Source organism: Pseudomonas sp. NPDC089407 (assembly GCF_044900445.1).
Classification (GTDB): Bacteria; Pseudomonadota; Gammaproteobacteria; order Pseudomonadales; family Pseudomonadaceae; genus Aquipseudomonas.
The window spans coordinates 80,699-103,628 of the sequence record NZ_JBJDNB010000010.1; the positions used below are offsets into that span (position 1 = coordinate 80,699).

Here is a 22,930-nt window from a genome sequence, read left to right on the forward strand (position 1 = left end):
TTGGGGCGTCATAATGTAGCCCCTTTTTTCTGTCCCTACATGTGGAAGGTTCCCGTGACTCAGAAGCCCGACCAGTGTCTTGGTGAGTGGATTGATCGTGAAGCCCTGGCTGAAGCGATGATCCCGCTTATCGGTCAGCTCTACCGCAACAACAACGTGGTGAGCTCGATTTATGGCCGTAGCCTGATCAACCGTTCGGTTATCTCGATCCTCAAGGCGCATCGCTTTGCGCGTCACCGTCAAGCCGACGAAACCGAACTGTCCGTCCACGAGACATTCCCCCTGCTCAAGGCCATGAGCGAGCTGAAACTGGGCGCCGCTTCGGTTGACCTGGGCAAGCTGGCCAACAAGTTCAAGCAGGAAGGCAATGGCCGCACTGCCGAGCAGTTCGTCCGTGAAGAGCTGGCCGAAGTGGTTGGCCAGCAGAACGCTTCGGCGCGCAAAGGCACTGACGTTGTCCTGTACGGCTTCGGCCGCATCGGCCGCCTGCTGGCGCGTATTCTGATCGAGAAAACCGGTGGCGGCGACGGCCTGCGCCTGCGCGCCATCGTCGTGCGCAAGGGCGCCGAAAACGACTTGGTCAAGCGTGCCAGCCTGCTGCGCCGTGACTCGGTGCACGGCCCGTTCGATGGCACCATCACCATTGACGAAGCCAACAACACCATCACCGCCAACGGCAACCTGATCCAGGTTATCTACGCCAAGAGCCCGAGCGAAGTCGACTACACCCAGTACGGCATCGATAACGCGCTGATCGTCGATAACACCGGCGTATGGCGTGATGCCGATGGCCTGGGCCAGCACCTGGCCTGCCCGGGCGCTGCGCGTGTAATCCTCACCGCACCTGGCAAGGGCGCGCTGAAGAACATCGTGCATGGCATCAACCACGGCGACATCGCTGCCGATGACAAGATCATCTCGGCCGCTTCCTGCACCACCAACGCCATCGTGCCGGTGCTCAAGGCCATCAACGACCAGTACGGCATCGTCAATGGCCACGTCGAAACCGTTCACTCGTTCACCAACGACCAGAACCTGATCGACAACTTCCACAAGGGCAGCCGCCGTGGTCGTGCCGCGCCGCTGAACATGGTCATCACCGAAACCGGCGCCGCCACCGCTGCCGCCAAGGCACTGCCAGTGCTGAAGGGCAAGCTGACCGGCAACGCCATTCGCGTACCGACGCCAAACGTTTCGATGGCCATCCTCAACCTGAACCTGGAAAAGGCCACTACTCGGGACGAAATCAACGAGTACCTGCGCCAGACCGCGATGCACTCCGAACTGCACAAGCAGATCGACTACGTTGCCTCGCAGGAAGTGGTTTCGACCGACTTCGTCGGCTCGCGCCACGCCGGTGTGGTTGACGCTGAAGCAACCATCGCCAACGACAACCGCGTTGTGCTGTACGTCTGGTACGACAACGAATTCGGTTACAGCTGCCAGGTGGTTCGCGTGATGGAAGACATGGCCGGTGTGAACCCGCCAGCGTTTCCACGCTGATTCGCTTGTAAGGCAATGAAAAAACGGGAACCTTCGGGTTCCCGTTTTTTTTGCCTGAATATTGTTCGTGCTGGCGCGGTCATTGTAGGAGCGGCCTTGTGTCGCGAAAGGGCCGCAAAGCGGCCCCAAGATTTCGGTGGTGATGCAAAAATTGCTGGGGCCGCGTTGCGGCCCTTTCGCGACACAAGGCCGCTCCTACACTGACCGTGCAGGCATGTCGAACTGAGAAACTCCGATTGCGCACAGCTCTATTGTTCATCTTGATGCTGCTCACCGCCTGCAACCAAGGCCCCACCCTGGAGCGCCTGGGCGGCCCGACCATGGGCAGCAGCTACAGCATCCAGTACGTGCGCGAGCCGGGCGGCCCCGCGCCGGCTCAGGTGCAGGCCGCAGTCGAAACCATTCTGCACGGCATCGACCAGCACTATTCGACCTACCGCGGCGACTCCACCGTCAGCCAGTTCAACCAGTTGCCCGCCAACCAGTGCCTGGCCTTGCCGGCCGACATGCTCGAACTGGTCAGCCTCGGGCAGCACCTGGCTGAGCAAAGCGACGGCGCCTTCGACCTCACGGTAGAGCCATTACTCGACCTGTGGGGCTTTGGCCCCCAGGCCCGCCACGAGCAAGTACCCCACCCGCAAGCCCTGGCCCAGGTGCGCCAGCGCGTCGGTTACCGTCACCTGCATATCGACGGCCAGGCCCTGTGCAAGGACGCCCCGGTGCAGCTCGATTTCAACAGCATCGCCGCTGGCCATGCTGTCGACCTGATCGCTGCCAGGCTGCAGGCCATGGGCATCGCCAGTTTTGTCGCCGAGGCCACCGGCGAACTCAAGGCGGTCGGCCGCAAACCCGATGGCAGCCCGTGGCGCATCGCCCTGGAGCTGCCACGCGAGGACCGCCAGATCGCCCGCCAGATCATCCCGGTCAATGGCCTTTCAGTATCAACCTCGGGTGACTATCGGCACTATTTCGAGCAGAATGGCCGGCGCTATTCACACACCTTCGATGCCCGCCTCGGGCGCCCGGTCGAACACGACCTGGCCGCGGTTACCGTGCTTGCCGCCTCGGCGCTGCAGGCTGATGGCTATTCGACGCTGCTGCTGATCCTGGGCCCTGAACAGGGCTGGGATTTTGCCGCGGCGCATGGCCTGGCCGCGGTTTTGGTGACTCGGGCAGAGGGTGGCTTCGTCTCCCGAGCTACGCCCGCGTTCGAACGGGCGGTGAAAGGCGAGTGAAAGCACAAGCAGGGATGATTGCCGCCAGGGAAAGGGTGAAGCATATGTAGTGCGGGCAAAATTGGCCTACGACGCGACCAAGGGTTAATGTGCGCGGCGTTCACGCTTGATTAGACTGCACCCGAATTTTCTCATGACGCCCCGGCGGCATGATCGCGCCCCGCGAGCGACCGTGGCTTGCGGGCCAGTTCTGAAGGAGTACGCATGGCTGTCTACAACTACGACGTAGTGGTGCTGGGTTCCGGCCCGGCCGGTGAAGGCGCGGCAATGAACGCCGCCAAAGCAGGGCGCAAGGTAGCGATGGTCGATGACCGTCGCCAGGTTGGTGGCAACTGCACGCACCTGGGCACCATCCCGTCCAAGGCACTGCGTCACTCGGTGCGGCAGATCATGCAGTTCAACACCAACACGATGTTCCGCGCCATCGGTGAGCCGCGTTGGTTCTCGTTCCCGGACGTGCTGAAAAGCGCCGAGAAGGTCATCGCCAAGCAGGTCGCCTCGCGTACCGGCTATTACGCCCGTAACCGCGTCGACCTGTTCTTCGGCACCGGCAGCTTCGCCGACGAGCAGACCGTCGAAGTGGTCTGCCCGAACGGCGTGGTCGAAAAGCTCAACGCCAAGCACATCATCATCGCCACCGGTTCGCGCCCGTACCGCCCGGCGGACATCGACTTCCACCACCCACGCGTCTACGACAGCGACACCATCCTTAGCCTCAGCCACACCCCGCGCAAGTTGATCGTGTATGGCGCCGGCGTGATCGGTTGCGAATACGCATCGATCTTCAGCGGCCTGGGCGTACTGGTAGAGCTGGTTGACAACCGTGGCCAGCTGTTGAGCTTCCTCGATTCGGAAATCTCCCAGGCGCTGAGCTACCACTTCAGCAACAACAACATTACCGTGCGCCACAACGAAGAGTATGAGCGCGTCGAAGGCCTGGACAACGGGGTGATCCTGCACCTGAAGTCGGGCAAGAAGATCAAGGCCGACGCCTTGCTATGGTGCAATGGCCGTACCGGCAACACCGACAAGCTGGGCCTGGAGAATATCGGTATCAAGGTCAACAGCCGTGGCCAGATCGAGGTCGACGAGGCCTACCGCACCAGCGTGCCGAACATCTATGGCGCCGGTGACGTGATCGGCTGGCCAAGCCTGGCCAGTGCCGCCCACGACCAGGGCCGCTCGGCCGCTGGCAGCATCGTCGATAATGGCAGCTGGCGCTTCGTCAACGACGTGCCGACCGGCATCTACACCATTCCGGAGATCAGCTCGATCGGCAAGAACGAGCAGGAGCTGACCCAGGCCAAGGTGCCGTACGAAGTGGGCAAGGCCTTCTTCAAGAGCATGGCGCGTGCGCAGATCGCCGGTGAGCCGCAGGGCATGCTGAAGATCCTGTTCCACCGCGAAACCCTGGAAATCCTCGGCGTGCACTGCTTCGGCTACCAGGCTTCGGAGATTGTCCACATTGGCCAGGCGATCATGAACCAGCCGGGGGAGCAGAACAACCTCAAGTACTTTGTCAACACCACGTTCAACTACCCGACCATGGCCGAAGCCTATCGGGTAGCTGCCTACGACGGCCTGAACCGGCTTTTTTGAGCGGCTCCGACCGGTGGCCTGAGCCGGTCGGAGAGACCGATTTCAACCCTGCCCGAGGGTGGTCTTGGCCAAACCGGGAAAGTCTGTAATCAGGCTGTCCACGCCAAAATCAGCGAGCCGGCGCATCAGTGCCGGTTCGTTGACCGTCCATACCGACACGTGCAAACCCTGGCCCTGCGCTTTCAGCAGGCGCTCGGGGGTGCACAGCGTCCAGTTCAACGCCAACAGCTCGCAGCCGTAGTTCTGTGCCACCTTCAGCGGGTCGAGCCAGGCGTATTCGGCCACCAGCCCGCGCTTCACGTCCGGTACCAGCTCTAGCGCAGCGCCCAGTACTTCGCGCGAGCTGGAAGTGATGGTCACTTTGTCCAGCAGGCCGTATTGCTGGGCCAGCTCACGGATTGCCAGCACCGTGGTGGCGGCGCGGGTGCGCGAGGCGCTTTTCACTTCCAGTTGCCAGTGCTCGAACGGGCATTTTTCGAACAACGCCTGCAAGGTCGGAATGGGGCAGGGTTGTACGTGGCCCGGGCCGCCTTTGCGAGCGTCGATCTTGACCAGTTCCGAGGCCGGGTGCTCGACCACCTTGCCGCGCCGGCCGGTGGTGCGCTTGAGGGTGGCGTCGTGGATCACCATCAACTCGTTGTCGGCTGACAGGTGCAAGTCCAGCTCGCAGCGGTTGACGCCGTGGGCCAGGCACTGCTGGAAGCTGGTCAGGGTGTTCTCGGGTGCTTCGCCCTTGGCGCCGCGATGGCCGTAGATCAGGGTCACGTTCGTTCCTTCAAATCAGAGAAAACAGGTTCAGGAGGCTGGGTTGTTCTGTTCCAGTTGCTGGCGCCGTTGCTGCTGTTGGCGCTGCAGGATGTAACGGGCGAGCAGTTGCCGCTGGGCGTCGGTCATGTCGATGAATTCGGTACCCACCTCGAAGCCGCCGTTGGCGCGAGCGTCGCAATGGGTGACCTTGCCGCGCAGCAACAGGCCGTGGGCGCGCGGCATCAGTACCATTTTTACTTTTACCTGGGTGCCGGGGGCAACCGGCGAGGTTTGCACGAACTCGATGCCGCCCTCGGAAATCTTTACCGGCTGTGGCTGGCCCACTTCGCCGAGCAGGGTGTGCGCAACCACCGCGCTGAGCAGGTCGAGGCGCTTGTTCTGCGCGCGCAGGAAGGCGCCGAGGGTGCGGTCCTTGTCGCTCAGCTGGCGCAGCAGGTGCTGCGACTCGAAGTCGGACAGGTGCAGCTCGCTGAGCAGGTTGAACAGCGGGGAATCATCTTGCAACACATCTGGGTCAAGGGCTTCGGCCGCGCTGAGAGGGCTGATTTGAAGTGCGATCCGATCTTCGATGCGGTAATATTCGCGGCGATCTTCTTCGTCTAATGTCGTCATGGCGAACCCAAGGTAGCGGCGGTGGTCCGAGTGTAAAGCCGCCGTAGGCGCCTCGCCACAAGGACGTTCCCTTTCATCCGAACAAGCCCCGACATGTTCAGACCTCTTTTCGCATTTATCGGCACGCGTTATACCCGTGCCAAACGACGCAATCACTTCGTCTCGTTCATTTCCCTGACCTCGATGATCGGCCTCGCCCTGGGCGTGGTGGTGATGATCGTGGTGCTGTCGGTGATGAACGGTTTCGACCACGAGATGCGCACCCGCGTGCTGGGCATGATTCCCCATGCCACGCTGGAGAGCGGCCAGTCCATCGCCGACTGGCAGGCCCTTGCCCAACAAGTAAAGCAGAATCCGCAGGTGGTGGCGGTTGCGCCGTTCACCCAGATGCAGGGCCTGCTGACCCATGACGGCAAGGTGCAGAAGGTGCTGCTCAATGGCATCGATCCGGCCCGCGAGCGCGAGGTGTCGATCATCGACAACTTCGTATTGCAGGGCCGCCTGGACCAGCTGGCCCCGGGTGAGTGGGGCATCATGATCGGCGACAAGGCTGCGGCCAAGCTGGGCGTTGCCATTGGTGACAAGCTCACCTTTGTCGCCCCCGAGGTCAGCGTGACCCCGGCCGGCATGTTCCCGCGCATGAAGCGCTTCACCGTGGTTGGCACCTTCCACGTTGGCGCGGGCGAAATCGACGGCTACCTGGGCCTGACCAACATCAGCGACCTGTCCCGCCTGCACCGCTGGAAGCCCGATCAGGTACAAGGCCTGCGCCTGAAGTTCGACGACCTGTTCCAGGCGCCGCGCGTTGCCTGGAGCATCGCCCAGCAGCTGGGCGACCAGGAGTACTACAGCCGCGACTGGACCCGAACACACGGCAACCTGTACCAGGCAATCCGCATGGAAAAGGCCATGATCGGCCTGCTGCTGCTGCTGATCGTGGCGGTGGCGGCGTTCAACATCATTTCCACTCTGGTGATGGTGGTCAACGACAAGCGTGGCGACATCGCCATCTTGCGCACCCTGGGCGCCACGCCCGGGCAGATCATGCTCATCTTCATGGTCCAGGGCACGGTGATCGGGGTGATCGGTACCCTGATCGGCGCGGTGGTCGGCATTCTTGCGGCGCTGAATGTCAGTTCAGCGATCGCCGGCATCGAGAAGCTGATCGGGCACAAATTCCTCAACGCCGACGTGTATTTCATCGATTACCTGCCATCGCAGATCCAGGCCCAGGACGTTTACATGGTCTGTGGTGCGGCGCTGGTCCTGAGTTTCTTCGCCACCCTGTACCCGGCCTGGCGTGCGGCGCGCACCCAGCCTGCAGAGGCGCTACGTTATGAGTGAGTCGCGCATGAGTGATAAAGCCGTTCTGAGTTGCCGCAACCTGGGCAAGTCCTACGACGAGGGCCCGGAGTCGATACAAGTGCTGTCCGGCCTCAACCTGGAACTGCACGCCGGTGAGCGCATTGCCATCGTCGGCAGCTCGGGCTCTGGCAAGAGCACCCTGCTCAACCTGTTGGGTGGCCTCGACCGGCCAACCCAGGGCAGTGTCTGGCTGGCGGGCGAAGAGCTGTCCGCGCTGGGCGAGCGTGCCCGTGGCCTGCTGCGCAACCGTGAGCTGGGCTTCGTCTACCAGTTCCACCACCTGTTGCCAGAGTTCACTGCCATCGAGAACGTGTGCATGCCGCTGCTGATCGGTCGCACGCCCATCCCCGAGGCACGTGAGCGCGCCGAGGCACTGCTCAAACGCGTGGGCCTGGGCCATCGCCTCAATCACAAGCCGGCCGAGCTGTCCGGGGGCGAGCGCCAGCGCGTGGCGATTGCCCGGGCACTGGTCAACCGCCCTGGCCTGGTGATGCTCGACGAGCCTACCGGCAACCTCGACCACCATACCGCCCAAGGTATCCAGGAACTGATGCAGGAGCTGTCCAGCGCCTCGCGCACGGCGTTCCTGGTGGTTACCCACGACCTTAACCTGGCGCGCCAGATGGACCGTGTATTGAAGCTCGACGACGGCCACCTGGTGGCAATCTGATCGACTGCACGGGGCAGCAGGTGCTGCTCCGTTTTCCTGTTTTCATTGGGTGATTTCGTACATGTTCAGACCCTTGCCCATTTTCATCGGCGCGCGTTACACCCGAGCCAAGCGCCGCAACCACTTCATCTCGTTCATTTCGATGACCTCGATGATCGGCCTGTCGCTGGGCGTGCTGGCGATGATCGTGGTGCTGTCGGTGATGAACGGCTTCCAGCGCGAAATGAGCTCGCGCATCCTTGGCCTGGTGCCGCATGCCGCCATCCTTGGCGTGCAGCCGTTGGGCGACTGGCACAAGGTGGCCGACGCGGCCCTGCAAAACCCGGCGGTGATGGCGGTAGCGCCGATTACCGAGATGGAAGGCATGCTCTCTTACAAAGGTGCGATGCAGCCGATCCAGGTGGGCGGTATCGACCCGGCCGAGGAAAGCAAGGTCTCGATCGTTGGCCAGCATATCGTCCAGGGCCGCTTGCAGGATCTGCAGCCGGGTGAGTTCGGTGTGGTCATCGGCGAGCTGACGGCTCGGCGTTTTCGCCTGAACACCGGCGACAAGTTGACCCTGATCGTGCCGGAAATCAGCAAGGAGCCAGGCGGCATCACCCCACGCATGCAGCGCCTGACCGTGGTCGGCATCTTCAAGGTCGGCGCCGAGCTGGATGGCTCGCAGGCCTACATCCATGTGGCCGATGCCGCCGAGATGCAGCGCTGGGCGCCAGGCCAGGTACAGGGCGTGCGCCTGAAGCTGCACGACCTGTATGCCGCACCGCAGGTGTCCAAGGCCATTGCTGCCGGGTTGGGTGACGCCTACCGCGCCGATGACTGGTCGCACACTCAGGGCAGCCTGTTCAGTGCGATGAAAATGGAGAAGACCATGATCGGCCTGTTGCTGATGATGATCATCGCGGTGGCGGCGTTCAACATCATTGCCACCCTGGTGATGGTGGTGAACGACAAGGGGCCGGACATTGCCATCCTGCGTACCCTGGGCGCCACGCCGGCGCAGATCATGGGCACGTTCATGGTTCAGGGCAGCCTGATCGGTATTGTCGGCACGCTGATCGGTGGTGTGTTGGGGGTGATTGCAGCGTTCAACGTCAGTCAGATTGTCGGTTGGCTGGAGCGGGTGAGCGGGCAGCACATCTTTACCTCGGATGTGTACTTCGTCAGCAGCTTGCCGTCGCAGTTGCAGTGGGGCGATGTGGTGATGATCTGCACGGCGGGGCTGGTGATGAGCTTTTTGGCGACCATTTATCCTGCGTATCGGGCGTCGCAGGTGCAGCCGGCGATTGGCCTGGCTGTATAGTTTCCTGTGAGATTGTTGGGGGCGCCTTGCGCCCCTTTCGCGACGCAAGGCCGCTCCTACAGCGACCGCGTTCTCCCAGACTGACGCGATCCCTGTAGGAGCGGCCTTGCGTCGCGATGGGCTGCAAAGCAGCCCCAATTTCACCGATCTTCAGTGAACTCAATCACAAACCGCGTCCACCCATCCTCACACTCCGCCCGAATGCGCCCGCCATGGGCCTGCACGATCGACCGGGTAATCGCCAGCCCCAACCCCGCATGCTCGCTACTGCCTTCCCGTCGCGCCGGGTCCACCCGGTAAAAACGGTCAAACAACCGCGGTAAAACAGCCGGCTCGATAGCCGCCCCTGTATTGGCCACGCTGATGCTTGGCCCCGGCGCCAGCGTCACCCGTATGTGCCCGCCCGCCGCAGTAAAGCGCAACGCGTTATCCAGCAGGTTGGACAGCGCCCGGCGCAGCATATGCCGGTCACCATGCAGTACGGCTTCACCCTCGCGCAGCATCTGCACGTCGCTGTCTTCCGCCAGCGGCGCGTAGTATTCCAGCAGCGCATCCACTTCTTCGTGCAGGGCCAGTGGCGCTTGCCCCGGCACCAGCAGGCCATGATCGGCCTTGGCCAGGAACAGCATGTCGTTGATCATCTGCGCCATCCCTTGCAGCTCCTCCAGGTTGCCATGCAGGGCTTCGCGGTATTCCTCCAGGCTGCGCGGGCGGGTGAGGGTGACCTGGGTGTGGGTCAGCAGGTTGGACAGCGGTGTGCGCAACTCGTGGGCGATGTCGGCCGAAAACGCCGACAGGCGCTGGAAGGCATCGTCCAGGCGCTGAAGCATGGCGTTCATGCTGCTGGCCAGTTCAGCCAGTTCTTCGGGCATCTGCGCCAGCGGCAGCCGGGTAGTCAGTGAGCGGGCTGACACGCTGGCAGCCACCTGGCCCATTTGCCGCAGCGGGCGCAGGCCGCTACGTGCGGCCCAGGCACCGAGCAGTGCGGTGGCCAGTGCCGACAGGCCGACCGTCAGCCAGATCAGGCGCTGCATGCCTTGCAGGAAGTGCTGGTGGTGGGTGATGTCGAGGTACAGGGTCAGTTGTGGCGACTGCGTGGCACCCTGCATCAGGTGCACGGCCAGGCTGCGGTAGTCGGTGCCCTGTTCATGCAAGGTGGCCAGCCCGGCGGCGAGCGGTGCCTGCGGCAGCCCGCTGCGGCTTTCGAACCAGGGGGTGCCTTCAGCGCTGCTGATGCGCAGGGCCAGGTCGGCCTGATGGCTAAGCTCGTCGCGCAGGGCGGGCAGGCGTGCCTTCAGGTCATCCATGCTGCTGATGCCCGCCAGCTGCGTGCGAAACAGCGACAGCCGCGAGTGCAGCAGTTGTTGGTCAAGTTCGACGAAGTGCTGTTCGCTGGCGCGGCTGAATAGCAAGCCGGCCCCGAGCGAGACGGCGGCGGTGCAGGCGGCGAACAGCAAGGCCAGGCGGCTGCCGAGGGATAGCCGGCGCATCAGTCGGCGCGCTCTTCGAGGACGTAACCCATGCCGCGCACGGTGTGAATCAGCTTGTTGGGGTGCGGGTCGTCGATTTTCAGGCGCAGACGGCGGATTGCCACTTCGATCACGTTGGTGTCGCTGTCGAAGTTCATGTCCCACACCTGCGAGGCAATCAGCGACTTTGGCAGCACCTCGCCCTGGCGGCGCAGCAGCAGTTCGAGCAGGGAGAATTCCTTGGCGGTCAGGTCAATGCGCTGGCCGGCGCGCTCGGCGCGGCGGCGGATCAGGTCCAGGCGCAGGTCGGCCAGGCTAAGCGTGGTGTCCTGGCTGGGGCTGGTGCCACGGCGCAGCAGGCTGCGCACCCGGGCCAGCAGTTCGGAAAAGGCGAACGGCTTGACCAGGTAGTCGTCGGCGCCCAGCTCCAAGCCGTGTACGCGGTCCTCGACGGCGTCGCGGGCGGTGAGGAACAGCACCGGCGTGTCCAGGCCGGCCTGGCGTACAGCCTGCAGGATCTGCCAGCCGTCACGGCCGGGCAGCATCACGTCGAGGATCAGCAGGGCGTGATCACCGGTCAGGGCAAGGAACTGGCCGGTCTCGCCATCGGTGGCCAGTTCGGTGGTAAAGCCGGCCTCGCTCAGGCCCTGGCTCAGGTACTGGCCGGTGCGGGCCTGGTCTTCGACGATCAGCAGTTTCATCAGGTGGCTTGACTCCCACAGGGACCGGGTGATGCTGAAATGATACGTGACGATGTGCCGGCACGCTCAAGCTGACAAAGTTGTAATCTGCCTGTCAGGTAGCTGCCAGTCGCCCCTGATTAATGTGGCTGCATCCCGCTGTGTATTCCCGGAGTCATCATGAAATGCCTGTTCATCGCCGCCGCCCTTGCCCTGGTCAGCCTGCCGACCTTTGCCGGTGAGGCGCAAACCTTCGCCTTCGGCGAACCAGCCCCGGCTTCCAAGGCCACCCGCACGGTCAATGTGGTGCTCAAGGATATCGCCTTCGAGCCCGGGAACCTTGAGGTGAAGGCGGGCGAAACGGTGCGCTTCGTGCTGGTAAACGAAGGTAAGCTGCCGCACGAATTCAACCTCGGCGACAAGGCCATGCATGCCGAGCACCAGAAGGAGATGGTCGCCATGCAAGGCAAGCTGTTCACCGGGGGCATGAACCATGAGGGCATGGATCATGGTCAGATGATGAACAACAGCCAAGCGATGGATCATGGTGGCGGCCATGGCCACGCGGGTGGCAACACCGTACTGGTCATGCCCGGCCAGCGCGGCGAGCTGACCTGGACCTTCCGCAAGTCGGCGCCTATCGAGTTTGCCTGCAACGTACCGGGGCACTACCAGGCCGGCATGGTCGGGGCATTGACCATCGAGTGACTGGCCCTGCAAGGCGGGGTGCAAAACCGGTAGACTAGGGGCAATTTCGAACCTTCAGGTCAGTTTCCATGCATCCCGCTGCCGAACACTCCCCGCTGGGCAAATCCAGCGAATACATCGCCACCTACTCCCCGGAGCAGCTGTTCCCCATTCCGCGTACCGCCAAATGGGCTGAGCTGGGGGTTACTGCCCAGACCTTGCCGTGGCAGGGCGTGGATTACTGGAACTGCTTCGAACTGAGCTGGCTGCTGCCTTCGGGCAAGCCGGTGGTGGCGATCGGCGAGTTCGCCATTCCGGCCGATTCGCCGAACATCATCGAGTCCAAGTCGTTCAAGCTGTACCTCAACTCGCTGAACCAGACGGTGTTCGCGTCGCTGGGTGAGTTGCAGGCCTGTCTGGAGAAAGACCTCTCTGCGGCGGCCGGCAAACCGGTGGGGGTGAAGGTGCGCACCTTGGCCGAAGTCGAGGCCCAGGGGGTGGTGGCCTTGCCGGGCCTGTGCATCGATGCACTGGACGTGGCCATCAGCACCTACGAGCAGCCGCAGCCAGAACTGCTGCGCTGCAGCACGGAGCACGTGGTGGAAGAAACCGTGCACAGCCACCTGCTGAAGTCCAATTGCCCGGTGACCGGCCAGCCGGACTGGGGCAGCGTGGTGGTCGAGTACAAGGGCAGGGCGCTGGACCACGCCAGCCTGTTGACCTACCTGATCAGCTTCCGCCAGCATGCCGACTTCCATGAGCAGTGCGTGGAGCGCATTTACCTGGACTTGAAAAACCTGCTGCAGCCGGAGCACCTGACGGTGTATGCGCGTTATGTGCGCCGGGGTGGGCTGGATATCAACCCGTACCGCAGCACGGGGGCGATCAGCCCGGATAACAAGCGCCTGGTTCGCCAGTAAGGTTCATGTATGCCGGGGCCGCTTCGCGGCCCATCGCGACACAAGGCCGCTCCTACAGGGCTCGCGCAAGTTCAGAAATTTGCGCGGACCTGTAGGAGCGGCCTTGTGTCGCGATAGGGGTGCAAAGCACCCCCCAGCTATCTCAGATCCCCATGCTGTGCAGCGAATTGGCAATACTGCGCAGGGTGGCGGTGAGGTCGGGGTGGTCGGCCTCGAAGCGTTCGATCGCCAGGTTCACACCATCCACCAGGTTATTGTCCGGCGTGGTTTCTTCAAGCTTCAATTGCGCCTCGATCTGGCGGGCTTCTTCGTGCAGTGCGGCCAGCTCTTCTTCCGAAAGCGGTACGTTACGGTCCAGTTGCTCGCGCAAGCTGTTCAGGCGCTCTTGCAATTCGCGGGCAGGCATTGGCTGTTCTCCATCAATGGCTTGGCAAAACCATGGACCTCAGCGAAGCGGCAAAGGTTCTGGTTTGTGTTCAGCGTAATCCACCTGCCGCTGCTTTGCATGATCCGCGTCAATGCGGCTGTATCAGGGTTTTTCGCCTTTGCGCCGGCGCAGGGCAATGTCCTGCAGGCAGGTGTCCAGCGCTTCGAGGTGGTCGATCACCGAGTGCACGCCCAGGCTGAATAACGCCAGCGTCGCCTTGCCGCGGGCCAGGTCCTGTTCCTGCGGGCTCAGGGCTTGCCATTGCTGTGAGCTGCGGTCGCATAACGGGCTGCAGGCGGCCAGGCCGACCGTCCACAGCCCGGCGTTAAGCCCCGACTGCAGCAGGCGCGGGTCGCCGCTGACCAGCACGCAGCCGTCCAAGCGTTCGCTGTCCAGGGTCATCAGCGCCTGCCAACAGGCGTTGGGTGCCGGCCAGCGCACACCGTTCACCGAATGCCCCGGCAGCCAGTCAGGCAGCACATGGGCCAGGCGCTTGCTTTGCGTGCTGGCAAGGTCATCCAGCCAGATGCACGGCACCTTGCGCTGGCGCAGGCTGGCGAGGGTCGCCAGGGCGCCGGGGGCGGGCGAGGGGGCGCCATTGGCGGCCTGCACCAGGCAGCCGCGCAGGCCGAACAGCACAGCGGTAAAGGCGGGTGCAGCGTCCATGGCAACGTCCCCCAAATAGTCCGCAGGCTATGCGTTGATTGTTACCGCCCTGTGACAGTGCCCCCTGTGCAACAGTTGTTCACAAAACGTTTAGCAAAAATGTGTAAAGCTGTTTATCAGCCCGCAAGCCTCTATACTGCCGCCTTAACAGCAGCGCGACCCGTTGCGCTTGCGGCCGAGAAATCCGATGGAGAGACATCTATGCGTAGGATCGGTGCCAGTGTGATCGAACGAGTCACCCAGGCCTGTGTCTGCGCCAGCATGCTGCTGGCGCCCGTGGCAGCCACTCAGGCTGCCACCGAGGAAGATCCCTGGGAAGCGGTCAACCGCCCGATCTTCCGTTTCAACGATACGGTCGACACCTATGCCCTCAAGCCGCTGGCCAAGGGCTACGAGGCGGTTACCCCGCAGTTCCTCGAAGATGGCATTCACAACATCTTTCGCAACCTGGGTGACGTGACCAACCTGGCTAACAACATCCTGCAGCTCAAGCCGCATGCGGCGGGCGTGGACACTGCGCGGCTGATCGTGAACACCACCTTCGGCCTGGGCGGTTTCTTCGATGTGGGCACCAAAATGGGCCTGCAGCGCAATGACGAAGACTTCGGCCAGACCCTGGGCTATTGGGGGGTACCGAGCGGCCCGTACGTGGTCATCCCGTTGCTGGGCCCAAGCACCGTGCGTGACGGCGTGGCCAAGTACCCGGACAGCTATACCGAGCCGTACCGCTACATCGACCACGTGCCGACCCGCAATTCGATCTTTGCCCTGGACGTGATCGACACCCGTGCCAGCCTGCTGTCGGCCGAGAAGCTGATCCAGGGTGACAAGTACATTTTCATTCGCAATGCCTACCTGCAGAACCGCGAGTTCAAGGTCAAGGATGGCGAGGTCGAAGACGACTTCTGATTAACCGCAGCCTTGGGGCCCGGCGCGGTCTCGTGTAGGAGCGGCCTTGTGTCGCGATCGGGCCGCAAAGCGGCCCCGGCAATCTTTGCGGCGAAGCTGAAATCTGGGGCCGCTTTGCGGCCCGATCGCGACACAAGGCCGCTCCTACAGGTATTTCGCGCGGCTTTAATGCATCGCCAAGATGCGCAAACCGAACTTCTGTTGCCCGCCCGGCTGGTCGGCGAGCCACACCACCTCGGTGCTGGCATGCAGGCCCTTCAGCGCCGGGTGGTCGGAGTCGATCCGCACCTCGATCTGGTCCCCTACCTGAAAATGTTCTGGCGCCTGCACCTGCATGCCGCCGCTGGACAGGTCCAGGCACACCGCCGTGATGACCTGGCCTGCGTGCAGCAGGCTGACCTCGGTGTCGATGCGCATGCGGATGAAATCGCGTTTCTCGCTGTGGCTGGAGGGCGTGTGGGGCATGCTGCATCCTTCCCATCGGGTTGCGCTGGTCGACTTTCTTATAACTCCCGGTGATTTGCCCTGTAAAGAGCGGCGAGGTCTACCCTTGCATGCTTGAAACCCCTGGCGGATGGGAGTACCGTCTGCGCCTTACAAGGTAGCGCTCACAGTTGCCGGACAGTTGCCGGACAGGTGTTCTTGTCCTACAACTCAAGTAGAGTGTGACCACAAAGAATTCCCGTAGCTGGCCGTCTGCCTTGCCGACACCACTGCACCAACCTAAATCGGCGCCGTTCGCCCACATGCAGAAAACCAGTGCAACGCTGCTGATCATCGATGACGACGACGTGGTCCGTGCGAGCCTCGCCGCCTATCTCGAAGACAGTGGCTTCAGCGTCCTCCAGGCCGGTAATGGCCAGCAGGGGCTTCAGGTCTTCGAAGAACACCAGCCCGACCTCGTGATCTGCGATCTGCGCATGCCGCAGATGGGCGGCCTCGAACTGATCCGCCAGGTCAGCGAACGTGCGCCGCAGTTGCCGGTGATCGTAGTGTCCGGTGCAGGCGTCATGAGTGATGCGGTGGAGGCGTTACGCCTGGGCGCCGCCGACTACCTGATCAAGCCGCTGGAAGACCTGGCCGTACTCGAGCATTCGGTGCGCCGCGCCCTCGACCGTTCGCGCCTGGTGCTGGAAAACCAGCGTTACCGCGACAAGCTCGAAGCCGCCAACCGCGAACTGGAGGCCAGCCTGCACCTGCTGCAGGAAGACCAGACCGCCGGTCGCCAGGTGCAGATGAACATGCTGCCGGAAAGCCCTTGGGCGGCCGGCGCGTTTGCCTTCGAGCACCAGATCATCCCGTCGTTGTACCTGTCGGGTGATTTTGTCGATTACTTCCGTGTGGACGAACGGCGCATTGCCTTCTACCTTGCCGATGTTTCCGGGCATGGCGCGTCGTCGGCGTTTGTCACCGTGCTGTTGAAATTCATGACCACGCGCCTCATGTTCGAGCTCAAGCGCAGCAAGATGCGCGAGTTCAAACCGTCGGAAGTGCTCAGCCACATCAACCGCGGCCTGATAAACAGCAAGCTGGGCAAGCACGTCACCATGGTCGGCGGGGTGATCGACGAAGAGTCCGGGCTGCTGACCTACGCGGTGGGCGGGCATTTGCCGCTGCCGGTGCTGTACACCCCCGAGCACACCCGCTACCTGGAAGGCCGCGGCCTGCCGGTGGGGCTATTCGACGAGGCCACCTACCAGGACCTGGTGGTGGAGCTGCCGCCGCAGTTCAGCCTCAGCCTGATGTCCGATGGCATTCTGGACCTTTTGCCGGGTGATACGCTCAAAGATAAAGAAGCCGCCTTGCCGGAAATCGTCAAGGCAGCAGGTGGCAGCCTGGATGGGCTGCGTCAACGATTTGGATTGGCTACGCTTGGGGAGATGCCGGATGATATCGCCCTATTGGTGTTGAGCAGGAACCTTCAATGAGTACCGGTAGAATCCAGTTCGCCGAGCAGAGTGGTACCTTCGTACTGAAGTTTGTCGGTGAAGTGCGCCTGACCCTGTGTTCGGCGCTGGATGCGACGATCGAGAAGATCTTCACTGCGCTGAACTTCTCGGCGATTGTCATCGACCTCACCGAAACCGAGAGCATCGACAGCACCACCTTGGGCTTGCTGGCCAAGCTGTCGATCCTGTCGCGGCAAAAGGTTGGCCTGCTGCCGACCGTGGTCACCACCAACCCGGACATCTCCCGGTTGCTGCAATCGATGGGCTTCGATCAGGTGTTCAACATCGTCGATCGTCCGATTCCGTGCCCGGAATGCCTGACCGACCTGCCATCGCAGGACCAGAACGAAGACGTGGTGCGCTCCAAGGTATTGGAGGCACACAAGATCCTGATGGGCCTGAACGATTCCAACCGTGAAGCCTTCCATGACCTGGTCAGTGCGCTGGAGCGTAGCTGAGCCTTAACCCGCACTGGCCTCTTCGCTTTCCTGTGGGAGCTGGCTTGCCGGCGATAGGGCCAGCGCGGGCAACAGCAATGCCATTGCCTCACTACTGTCGGCCAACAAACTCGGTCGCCTCACCCCCACCCGCATCCAGCTGATACACCCGCGCCGGCCGCCCCTGTTCATCAAAGAACACCTGCCCCAACCCCGCCCCATTCCACAACCGCTCCCCCGCCTTGCTGTGGCTAGGCGTACGCGGCACCACCTCCATCTCCCGGCGCTTGGTAAACCCGTTCAACGGCGAGCGCGGCGAATACAGCCAGCGGTTCAGGCGGTCCAGCACATCCAGCAAGCGCCGCGGAAACTCGTTCTTGATGCCGCTGCTGGTCACCTGCCACAAATGCGGGCTGCGCTGGCGGTGGCGAATCAGCACTTCGTAGACGAACGAGTAGTGCACGTCCCCGGACAGCACTACGTAATGCCCCGGCGTACGCGAGTGGCGGAAGATATTGAGGATGACCTGCGCCGCACCACGGTGGGCCATCCAGTTCTCGGCATCCACCAGCAGCGGGTAGCCCAGCCAGCTGAATACTTTCTGCACCGTTTCAATCAGCTTCACGCCAAAAATCGGCGCAGGTGACACGATGACTGCCGAAGGGTGGTCGAGCAGTGCGTGTTGCAGTTCGCTCAGCGCCTCCCAGTCCAGCAGGCCAGACGGTTTGGCCAGGTTGCTTTCACTGCGCCAGCGGCGGGTGCGGGTGTCCAGTACCAGCAACGGTGGCTCGGTTGGCAGGCTGAACTGCCAACCCTGGAAACGCAGCAAGTCGCCGATCAGCGCGTCCTGATTGTGGCTGGTCAGCGCCTGGCATTGATCGAGCAGAGGCTTGCAGGTGTCCGGGTCATTGCCCCAGGCCTGGCACAGCAGGTAGCCGAGCAGGGCATTGCCGATGATCCGCCGCGAGAACGGGTGGCCGTAGGCGGTTTCCTCCCACTGCGCCGAAAGGTTCCAGTCGTCGGTGATGTCGTGGTCGTCGAAGATCATCAGGCAGGGCAGGTGGGCCATCACCCGAGCCACTTGATCGAGGTTGTCGGCAAAGCCTTGGATCAGCGGCAGTTCTTGCCGGTAACGGTCCTGATGCGGGTCGCTGAGCCCTTCGGGCATGTCCAGGCCTACCAGCTGCCAAGGGACGGGCGACCACACCAGCAGGTACATGGCCATGACCTCGGCAAAGGTCACCAGGTGGTTGTCTGCGTTGCTGGACGAGAAGATCGGCTTGCGCTTGCCGCCGAAGAAGCGTTCGCGCAGTGTTTCGTTGCGCTCCTGCGCGGGCAGCAGATCGGCGCGGTGATAGTAGCTGGCCGTGTGCCGATACAGGGCCTGGCTGTCGTCGACCACCGCGCCATCCAGTTGCTCGTCGAACAGGCCCAGGCGCGCGATCAAGCCATGGATGGCGCGCAGCATCGGGCCGGCGACGTCGTCGGCATACACTTGGTCGCCGGTCATCAGCAATACGGCGGGGCGCTCTTCGGGCGTTGTGCAGGCCTGCAGCAGGCGGTCGGCGCACAGCAGGCCGTCGGCAGCCGGGTGGTGCGGTTTGCGGCAGGAGCCGTGCAGCAAGTGGTCAAGGCGATCGCGCAACACCAGGTTTGGACGCTGCTGGCCAGAATAGAGCAGGTGCGGCGCCCAGCCGGCGATGCCTTGGCCGTTGAGCAACAGGTCGTAGTCGAGCTGCTGGTTGCGGGGCAGGGGGTGGGCGAACTGGATATCCAGCAGGTGAATGAACGCATGCTGGCCTACCGGGATCACCTGGCAATCGACCTGGGCCTCGCTAGCCGGGAAAATGAACGCGGGCTGAAGCGGTTGGGTAGCGACCAGCCAGATGGCCAGGCGCTGGGGTTCCAGGCGGCGCAGTACCGGGCCGGTGAGGACGAGGGGCAAGGAGGTAGAGGAGGTCATTGACAGCTCTGAGGGCTAACTGGCCCCATCGCCGGCAAGCCAGCTCCCACAGGTACAGTGCCCATCTCGAGAGCTGTGCAGTACCTGTGGGAGCTGGCTTGCCGGCGATAGGGCCATTGAATTCAACAAACTGCTAAAGCCTGGCACATGCTGGTGTCAGACGAAAAACGGGCGGAAAATGCTGAACACTTCCCGCCCGTCTGGCAAACCCGAACTGTATCAGGCCTTTTCAGCCATCAACTTCTCCAGCTTTTCCTGGTCCCGGGCAAACTGGCGGATACCCTCGGCCAACTTCTCGGTACCCATGGCATCTTCGTTCATCGCCCAGCGGAACTGGCTTTCGTTCAGTACCTGCTTGGCCTCACCGGCGTTGCCTGGCTTCAGGATGCGCGGCAGCTCGCCCTGGTCGCTGCCCAGCTTGTCGAGCAGGTCCGGGCTGATGGTCAGGCGGTCGCAGCCGGCGAGTTGTTCGATCTGGCCAATGTTGCGGAAGCTGGCGCCCATGACCACGGTGTTGTAACCATTGGCCTTGTAGTAGTTGTAGATACGCGTGACCGATTGCACGCCCGGGTCCTCGGCACCCACGTATTCCTGGCCGGTGCTTTTCTTGTACCAGTCATAGATACGCCCCACGAACGGCGAAATCAGGAACACCCCGGCATCGGCGCAGGCCTGGGCCTGGGCGAAGGAGAACAGCAGGGTGAGGTTGGTCTGGATACCTTCCTTTTCCAGCTTCTCGGCGGCGCGGATGCCTTCCCAGGTGGAGGCCAGCTTGATCAGCACGCGGTCACGGCCGACACCGGCTTTTTCGTACAGGTCGATCAGCGTGCGCGCTTTGGCCAGCAGCGCCGGTTCGTCGAACGACAGACGGGCATCCACTTCGGTGGAGATACGCCCCGGGATGACCTTGAGAATGCCCGAGCCCACCGCGACTGCAAATTTGTCGCAGGCCAGGTCGACATTGCCCTTGGCATCGGCTTTTACCTGCTTGAGCAGGTCGGCGTAGCCCGGGATGGCGGCAGCCTTGAGCAGCAGCGACGGGTTGGTGGTGGCATCGACCGGTTTCAGACGGGTGATGGCGTCCAGGTCCCCGGTGTCGGCGACCACGGTGGTGAACTGCTTGAGTTGTTCCAGCTTGGAGGTCATGGGCGTGCTCTGTCCTGTGCAATGACTCGACATTACCCGAGCCCCGACGGCCGCTCAAGGGCCGTCAGGTGTGGGCTTGCCCTAGGAGGGCGGTACGAAGGTGAAGATTCGAGTCCCAGGTCGCCCCGAGGTTCCCCCTACACAAAACCCACAGCCCGCACGGCCCCCCCGTAGGAGCGGGTTTACCCGCGAAGGGGCGCGCAGCGGCCCCATAATCGCTGCCGCGCCGAAGATCCTGGGGCCGCTACGCAGCCCATCGCGACACAAGGCCGCTCCTACACCGACCGCGTTGCCTTCCATCGTCTGCTTCAACGCCCTTGCAACAACTCCACCGCCTGATCAAACACCGCCAGCGGCTCCGCCGCTTTGTGAATATCCGCCGACAGCAACTGGCGGAAGCGCCGCGCGCCCTTGAACCCCTGGGCCAGCCCCAGAATATGCCGGGTAACATGGTGCATCGCGCCACCACTGGCCATGTGTGCCACGATATAAGGCCGCAGCTGCGCCAGCGCCTCGCTACGGCTGACCACTGGCGCTTCACTGCCAAACAGCTGCTGATCCACCTCGGCCAGCAGGTAAGGGTTGTGATACGCCTCACGCCCCAGCATCACGCCATCGAAGGTTTCAAGGTGCACCTGGCATTCAGCCAAGGTCTTGATCCCGCCGTTAAGCACGATTTCCAGGTCTGGGAAGTCCGACTTCAACTGCGCAGCCACGTCATAGCGCAGCGGCGGGATCTCACGGTTTTCCTTCGGCGACAGCCCTTCCAGAATCGCAATACGCGCATGCACGGTAAAACTGCGGCAGCCCGCCTCACGCACCTGGCCGACGAAGTCGCACAGCTCGGCATAGCTGTCACGGCCGTTGATGCCAATGCGGTGCTTGACCGTAACCGGGGTCGACACCGCATCACGCATGGCCTTCACGCAATCGGCCACCAGCGCCGGGTGAGCCATCAGGCAGGCGCCGATCATGTTGTTCTGCACGCGGTCGCTGGGGCAGCCGACGTTGAGGTTGACCTCATCGTAGCCGGCGTCCTCTGCCAGGCGCGCACAGGCGGCCAGGTCAGCCGGCGCACTGCCGCCCAACTGCAGGGCCAGCGGGTGCTCGGAGACGTCGTGGCGCAGGAAACGCTGGGCGTCGTTGTGCAGCAGGGCGCCGGTGGTGACCATTTCGGTGTAGAGCAGGGTTTGTTTGGAGAGCAGGCGCAGGAAGAACCGGCAGTGCCTATCTGTCCAGTCCATCATCGGTGCAACGCTGAAGCGGCGTGACGGCTCAGGGCGCGTGGTTTCTGGCTTAGAGCCTGATTTTGCGGTCATTTCGTTCAACGTATTTTGTACCAATTTTCGGGGTTTTGGGGCGTTTTTACCAAGCGCTTGGTACAATGTACCAATCGACAGACGACGTGTACCAATCTCAGATGGCAACGATCAGAACGCGTAAAAAGGCCGATGGCAGCACCAGCTACCTCGTCCAGATCCGCATTAATCGTGACAAGGTGACAGTCTACCAAGAGAGCCAAACGTTCGCCCGCAAACAGGCTGCAGTGGCCTGGGCGAAGCGGAGGGAAACCGAGTTGGCTGAGCCTGGTGCTATCGAGCGCGCCAACCGGGTAGGGCACACAGTCAAACACATGATCGACCGCTATCTGGTTGAGGCCGAGAAAGCTCGGCCTCTGGGCGAGACTAAGCGACGCACGCTGAACGCCATCAAGAACAGCTATCTGGGTGAGATGGTCGATTCTGACATCAGCCAGCAAGCACTGGTGGACTATGCCCTATGGCGTATGAGCCCTGCAGGCGGTGCCATCAAACCGCAGACAGCAGGAAATGATCTGGCTCACTTGGGTTCAGTGCTGTCGCTGGCTAGGGCAGCGTGGGAGTACGAGATCAACCCCCAAGCTATGCCCGACGCACGCCTTGTCCTGAAGCGCCTCGGCTACAACATGAAAAGCCGGGAGCGGGATCGCAGGCCAACGCTCGAAGAGCTCGACAAGGTGCTTGAGCACTTTTTCGAGATGCTTGCACGTCGACCGACAGTCATTCACATGCCGAAGGTCGTGGCGTTTGCCATCTTTTCGACGCGCCGTATGGACGAGATCGCTCGCATCATGTGGGAGGATCTTGATGAGTACCGCCAAGCGGTGAAAGTGCGGGACATGAAGAACCCCGGGCAGAAGATTGGCAACGACGTGTGGTGCCATCTGCCGGATGAGGCGTGGGCGATTGTGCAAAGCATGCCGCGTCAGTGCGCTGAGATCTTCCCGTACAACACCGATTCAATCGGCACGGCCTGGTCCAGGGCATGCAAGATGGTTGGCCTGGAGGATCTGCATTTTCACGATCTGCGCCACGAAGGTGTGAGCCGGTTGTTCGAAATGGATTGGGATATCCCGCGCGTATCGAGTGTTTCCGGCCATCGCGACTGGAACTCGCTGCGGCGTTACACACATCTCAGGGGACGTGGGGATCGATATATGGAGTGGAGTTGGTTAGAGCGGATTATCCAGGCTCCGGTCACCCTAGGCGCCCGGGTTGAGTAGTTCCTTGGGGTATGCGCAGAATTGAGCGTCACTTGCACTTGTCTTGACGATTCGATTGCACCGGACCTGGTTAGGAAAAT

At 62.4% G+C, this 22,930-nt stretch carries 22 protein-coding genes; 12 read left to right on the forward strand and 10 right to left on the reverse strand.

All coding sequences use genetic code 11. The features are described 5' to 3' along the window. Window positions 1-39: 39 nt before the first annotated feature. From ACI2KG_RS10180 to sthA, 3 genes are all read left to right on the forward strand, one after another. A complete protein-coding gene (locus tag ACI2KG_RS10180; protein WP_346645626.1) occupies window positions 40-1,503 on the forward strand; it encodes a glyceraldehyde-3-phosphate dehydrogenase in 1,464 nt (487 codons plus the stop codon). 236 nt (window positions 1,504-1,739) lie between these two features. Beyond that, window positions 1,740-2,738 carry an FAD:protein FMN transferase gene (locus ACI2KG_RS10185; protein WP_404661779.1) on the forward strand — a complete coding sequence of 333 codons (999 nt, stop codon included), beginning with the start codon at window positions 1,740-1,742 and terminating at the stop codon, window positions 2,736-2,738. Window positions 2,739-2,942: 204 nt separating this feature from the next. Continuing rightward, complete coding sequence (gene sthA / locus ACI2KG_RS10190) at window positions 2,943-4,337, forward strand: Si-specific NAD(P)(+) transhydrogenase (protein WP_404661780.1); 1,395 nt, start codon at window positions 2,943-2,945, stop codon at window positions 4,335-4,337. A gap of 42 nt (window positions 4,338-4,379) precedes the next feature. Here the strand turns inward: sthA and ACI2KG_RS10195 are convergent, their stop codons facing one another. Together ACI2KG_RS10195 and ACI2KG_RS10200 are read right to left on the reverse strand one after the other, a co-directional pair. Continuing rightward, the gene (locus ACI2KG_RS10195; RefSeq protein ID WP_400617559.1) at window positions 4,380-5,102 is read right to left on the reverse strand and encodes a glycerophosphodiester phosphodiesterase; all 723 of its coding nucleotides are present in this window, start codon (window positions 5,100-5,102) and stop codon (window positions 4,380-4,382) included. 30 nt (window positions 5,103-5,132) lie between these two features. Continuing rightward, the gene (locus ACI2KG_RS10200) at window positions 5,133-5,717 is read right to left on the reverse strand and encodes a PilZ domain-containing protein (RefSeq protein ID WP_404661781.1); all 585 of its coding nucleotides are present in this window, start codon (window positions 5,715-5,717) and stop codon (window positions 5,133-5,135) included. Window positions 5,718-5,810: 93 nt separating this feature from the next. On the opposite strand from ACI2KG_RS10200, the gene ACI2KG_RS10205 reads away from it, so the two are divergent. The 3 genes from ACI2KG_RS10205 to ACI2KG_RS10215 all read left to right on the forward strand — a co-directional run bounded on the left by ACI2KG_RS10205 (window position 5,811) and on the right by ACI2KG_RS10215 (window position 9,055). Next, on the forward strand, window positions 5,811-7,061 hold the full coding sequence (locus tag ACI2KG_RS10205; RefSeq protein WP_404661782.1) for a lipoprotein-releasing ABC transporter permease subunit: 1,251 nt from the start codon (window positions 5,811-5,813) through the stop codon (window positions 7,059-7,061). A 7-nt stretch (window positions 7,062-7,068) separates the two neighbouring features. Continuing rightward, window positions 7,069-7,752, forward strand: a complete 684-nt coding sequence (gene lolD, locus ACI2KG_RS10210) for a lipoprotein-releasing ABC transporter ATP-binding protein LolD (RefSeq protein ID WP_404661783.1) — start codon at window positions 7,069-7,071, stop codon at window positions 7,750-7,752. A gap of 61 nt (window positions 7,753-7,813) precedes the next feature. Then, a complete protein-coding gene (locus ACI2KG_RS10215) occupies window positions 7,814-9,055 on the forward strand; it encodes a lipoprotein-releasing ABC transporter permease subunit (RefSeq protein WP_404661784.1) in 1,242 nt (413 codons plus the stop codon). Window positions 9,056-9,195: 140 nt separating this feature from the next. On the opposite strand, the gene ACI2KG_RS10220 is transcribed toward ACI2KG_RS10215, so the two are convergent. Continuing rightward, complete coding sequence (locus ACI2KG_RS10220) at window positions 9,196-10,548, reverse strand: heavy metal sensor histidine kinase (RefSeq protein ID WP_404661864.1); 1,353 nt, start codon at window positions 10,546-10,548, stop codon at window positions 9,196-9,198. After that, window positions 10,545-11,225, reverse strand: coding sequence for a two-component system response regulator CinR (cinR, locus tag ACI2KG_RS10225; RefSeq protein ID WP_404661785.1), 681 nt, complete (start codon window positions 11,223-11,225; stop codon window positions 10,545-10,547). Before cinR ends, ACI2KG_RS10220 begins: the two co-directional genes overlap by 4 nt. 159 nt (window positions 11,226-11,384) lie before the next feature. On the opposite strand from cinR, the gene ACI2KG_RS10230 reads away from it, so the two are divergent. Together ACI2KG_RS10230 and queF are read left to right on the forward strand one after the other, a co-directional pair. Continuing rightward, window positions 11,385-11,912 carry a plastocyanin/azurin family copper-binding protein gene (locus tag ACI2KG_RS10230; RefSeq protein ID WP_404661786.1) on the forward strand — a complete coding sequence of 176 codons (528 nt, stop codon included), beginning with the start codon at window positions 11,385-11,387 and terminating at the stop codon, window positions 11,910-11,912. A gap of 68 nt (window positions 11,913-11,980) precedes the next feature. Next, window positions 11,981-12,811, forward strand: a complete 831-nt coding sequence (queF, locus tag ACI2KG_RS10235; RefSeq protein ID WP_404661787.1) for an NADPH-dependent 7-cyano-7-deazaguanine reductase QueF — start codon at window positions 11,981-11,983, stop codon at window positions 12,809-12,811. A gap of 142 nt (window positions 12,812-12,953) precedes the next feature. On the opposite strand, the gene ACI2KG_RS10240 is transcribed toward queF, so the two are convergent. Both ACI2KG_RS10240 and ACI2KG_RS10245 read right to left on the reverse strand, forming a co-directional pair. Further along, window positions 12,954-13,217 (reverse strand): DUF4404 family protein, encoded by a 264-nt coding sequence (locus ACI2KG_RS10240; protein WP_183674830.1) that lies wholly within the window; start codon window positions 13,215-13,217, stop codon window positions 12,954-12,956. A 123-nt stretch (window positions 13,218-13,340) separates the two neighbouring features. Further along, window positions 13,341-13,904: a phosphonoacetaldehyde phosphonohydrolase-related protein gene (locus ACI2KG_RS10245; protein WP_404661788.1), complete on the reverse strand. Its 564-nt coding sequence runs from the start codon at window positions 13,902-13,904 to the stop codon at window positions 13,341-13,343. A gap of 201 nt (window positions 13,905-14,105) precedes the next feature. Between ACI2KG_RS10245 and ACI2KG_RS10250 the strand changes: the two genes are divergently transcribed. After that, window positions 14,106-14,813 (forward strand): VacJ family lipoprotein, encoded by a 708-nt coding sequence (locus ACI2KG_RS10250; RefSeq protein WP_404661789.1) that lies wholly within the window; start codon window positions 14,106-14,108, stop codon window positions 14,811-14,813. 165 nt (window positions 14,814-14,978) lie between these two features. Here the strand turns inward: ACI2KG_RS10250 and ACI2KG_RS10255 are convergent, their stop codons facing one another. Next, window positions 14,979-15,278 (reverse strand): PilZ domain-containing protein, encoded by a 300-nt coding sequence (locus ACI2KG_RS10255; protein WP_404661790.1) that lies wholly within the window; start codon window positions 15,276-15,278, stop codon window positions 14,979-14,981. A gap of 281 nt (window positions 15,279-15,559) precedes the next feature. On the opposite strand from ACI2KG_RS10255, the gene rssB reads away from it, so the two are divergent. Together rssB and rssC are read left to right on the forward strand one after the other, a co-directional pair. After that, complete coding sequence (gene rssB / locus ACI2KG_RS10260; RefSeq protein ID WP_400617549.1) at window positions 15,560-16,741, forward strand: two-component system response regulator RssB; 1,182 nt, start codon at window positions 15,560-15,562, stop codon at window positions 16,739-16,741. Next, on the forward strand, window positions 16,738-17,220 hold the full coding sequence (gene rssC, locus ACI2KG_RS10265) for an anti-sigma factor antagonist RssC (protein WP_019096598.1): 483 nt from the start codon (window positions 16,738-16,740) through the stop codon (window positions 17,218-17,220). The genes rssB and rssC overlap by 4 nt, the downstream gene beginning before the upstream one ends. A 91-nt stretch (window positions 17,221-17,311) precedes the next feature. On the opposite strand, the gene ACI2KG_RS10270 is transcribed toward rssC, so the two are convergent. The 3 genes from ACI2KG_RS10270 to dusA form a co-directional block, all read right to left on the reverse strand. Further along, window positions 17,312-19,162: an alkaline phosphatase D family protein gene (locus ACI2KG_RS10270; protein WP_404661791.1), complete on the reverse strand. Its 1,851-nt coding sequence runs from the start codon at window positions 19,160-19,162 to the stop codon at window positions 17,312-17,314. A gap of 219 nt (window positions 19,163-19,381) precedes the next feature. Beyond that, window positions 19,382-20,308 carry a transaldolase gene (gene tal / locus ACI2KG_RS10275; protein WP_404661792.1) on the reverse strand — a complete coding sequence of 309 codons (927 nt, stop codon included), beginning with the start codon at window positions 20,306-20,308 and terminating at the stop codon, window positions 19,382-19,384. 308 nt (window positions 20,309-20,616) lie between these two features. Further along, window positions 20,617-21,627, reverse strand: a complete 1,011-nt coding sequence (gene dusA / locus ACI2KG_RS10280) for a tRNA dihydrouridine(20/20a) synthase DusA (protein ID WP_404661793.1) — start codon at window positions 21,625-21,627, stop codon at window positions 20,617-20,619. A 101-nt stretch (window positions 21,628-21,728) separates the two neighbouring features. Between dusA and ACI2KG_RS10285 the strand changes: the two genes are divergently transcribed. Then, window positions 21,729-22,850, forward strand: coding sequence for a tyrosine-type recombinase/integrase (locus ACI2KG_RS10285; RefSeq protein ID WP_404661865.1), 1,122 nt, complete (start codon window positions 21,729-21,731; stop codon window positions 22,848-22,850). The last annotated feature ends 80 nt before the right edge of the window (window positions 22,851-22,930 follow it).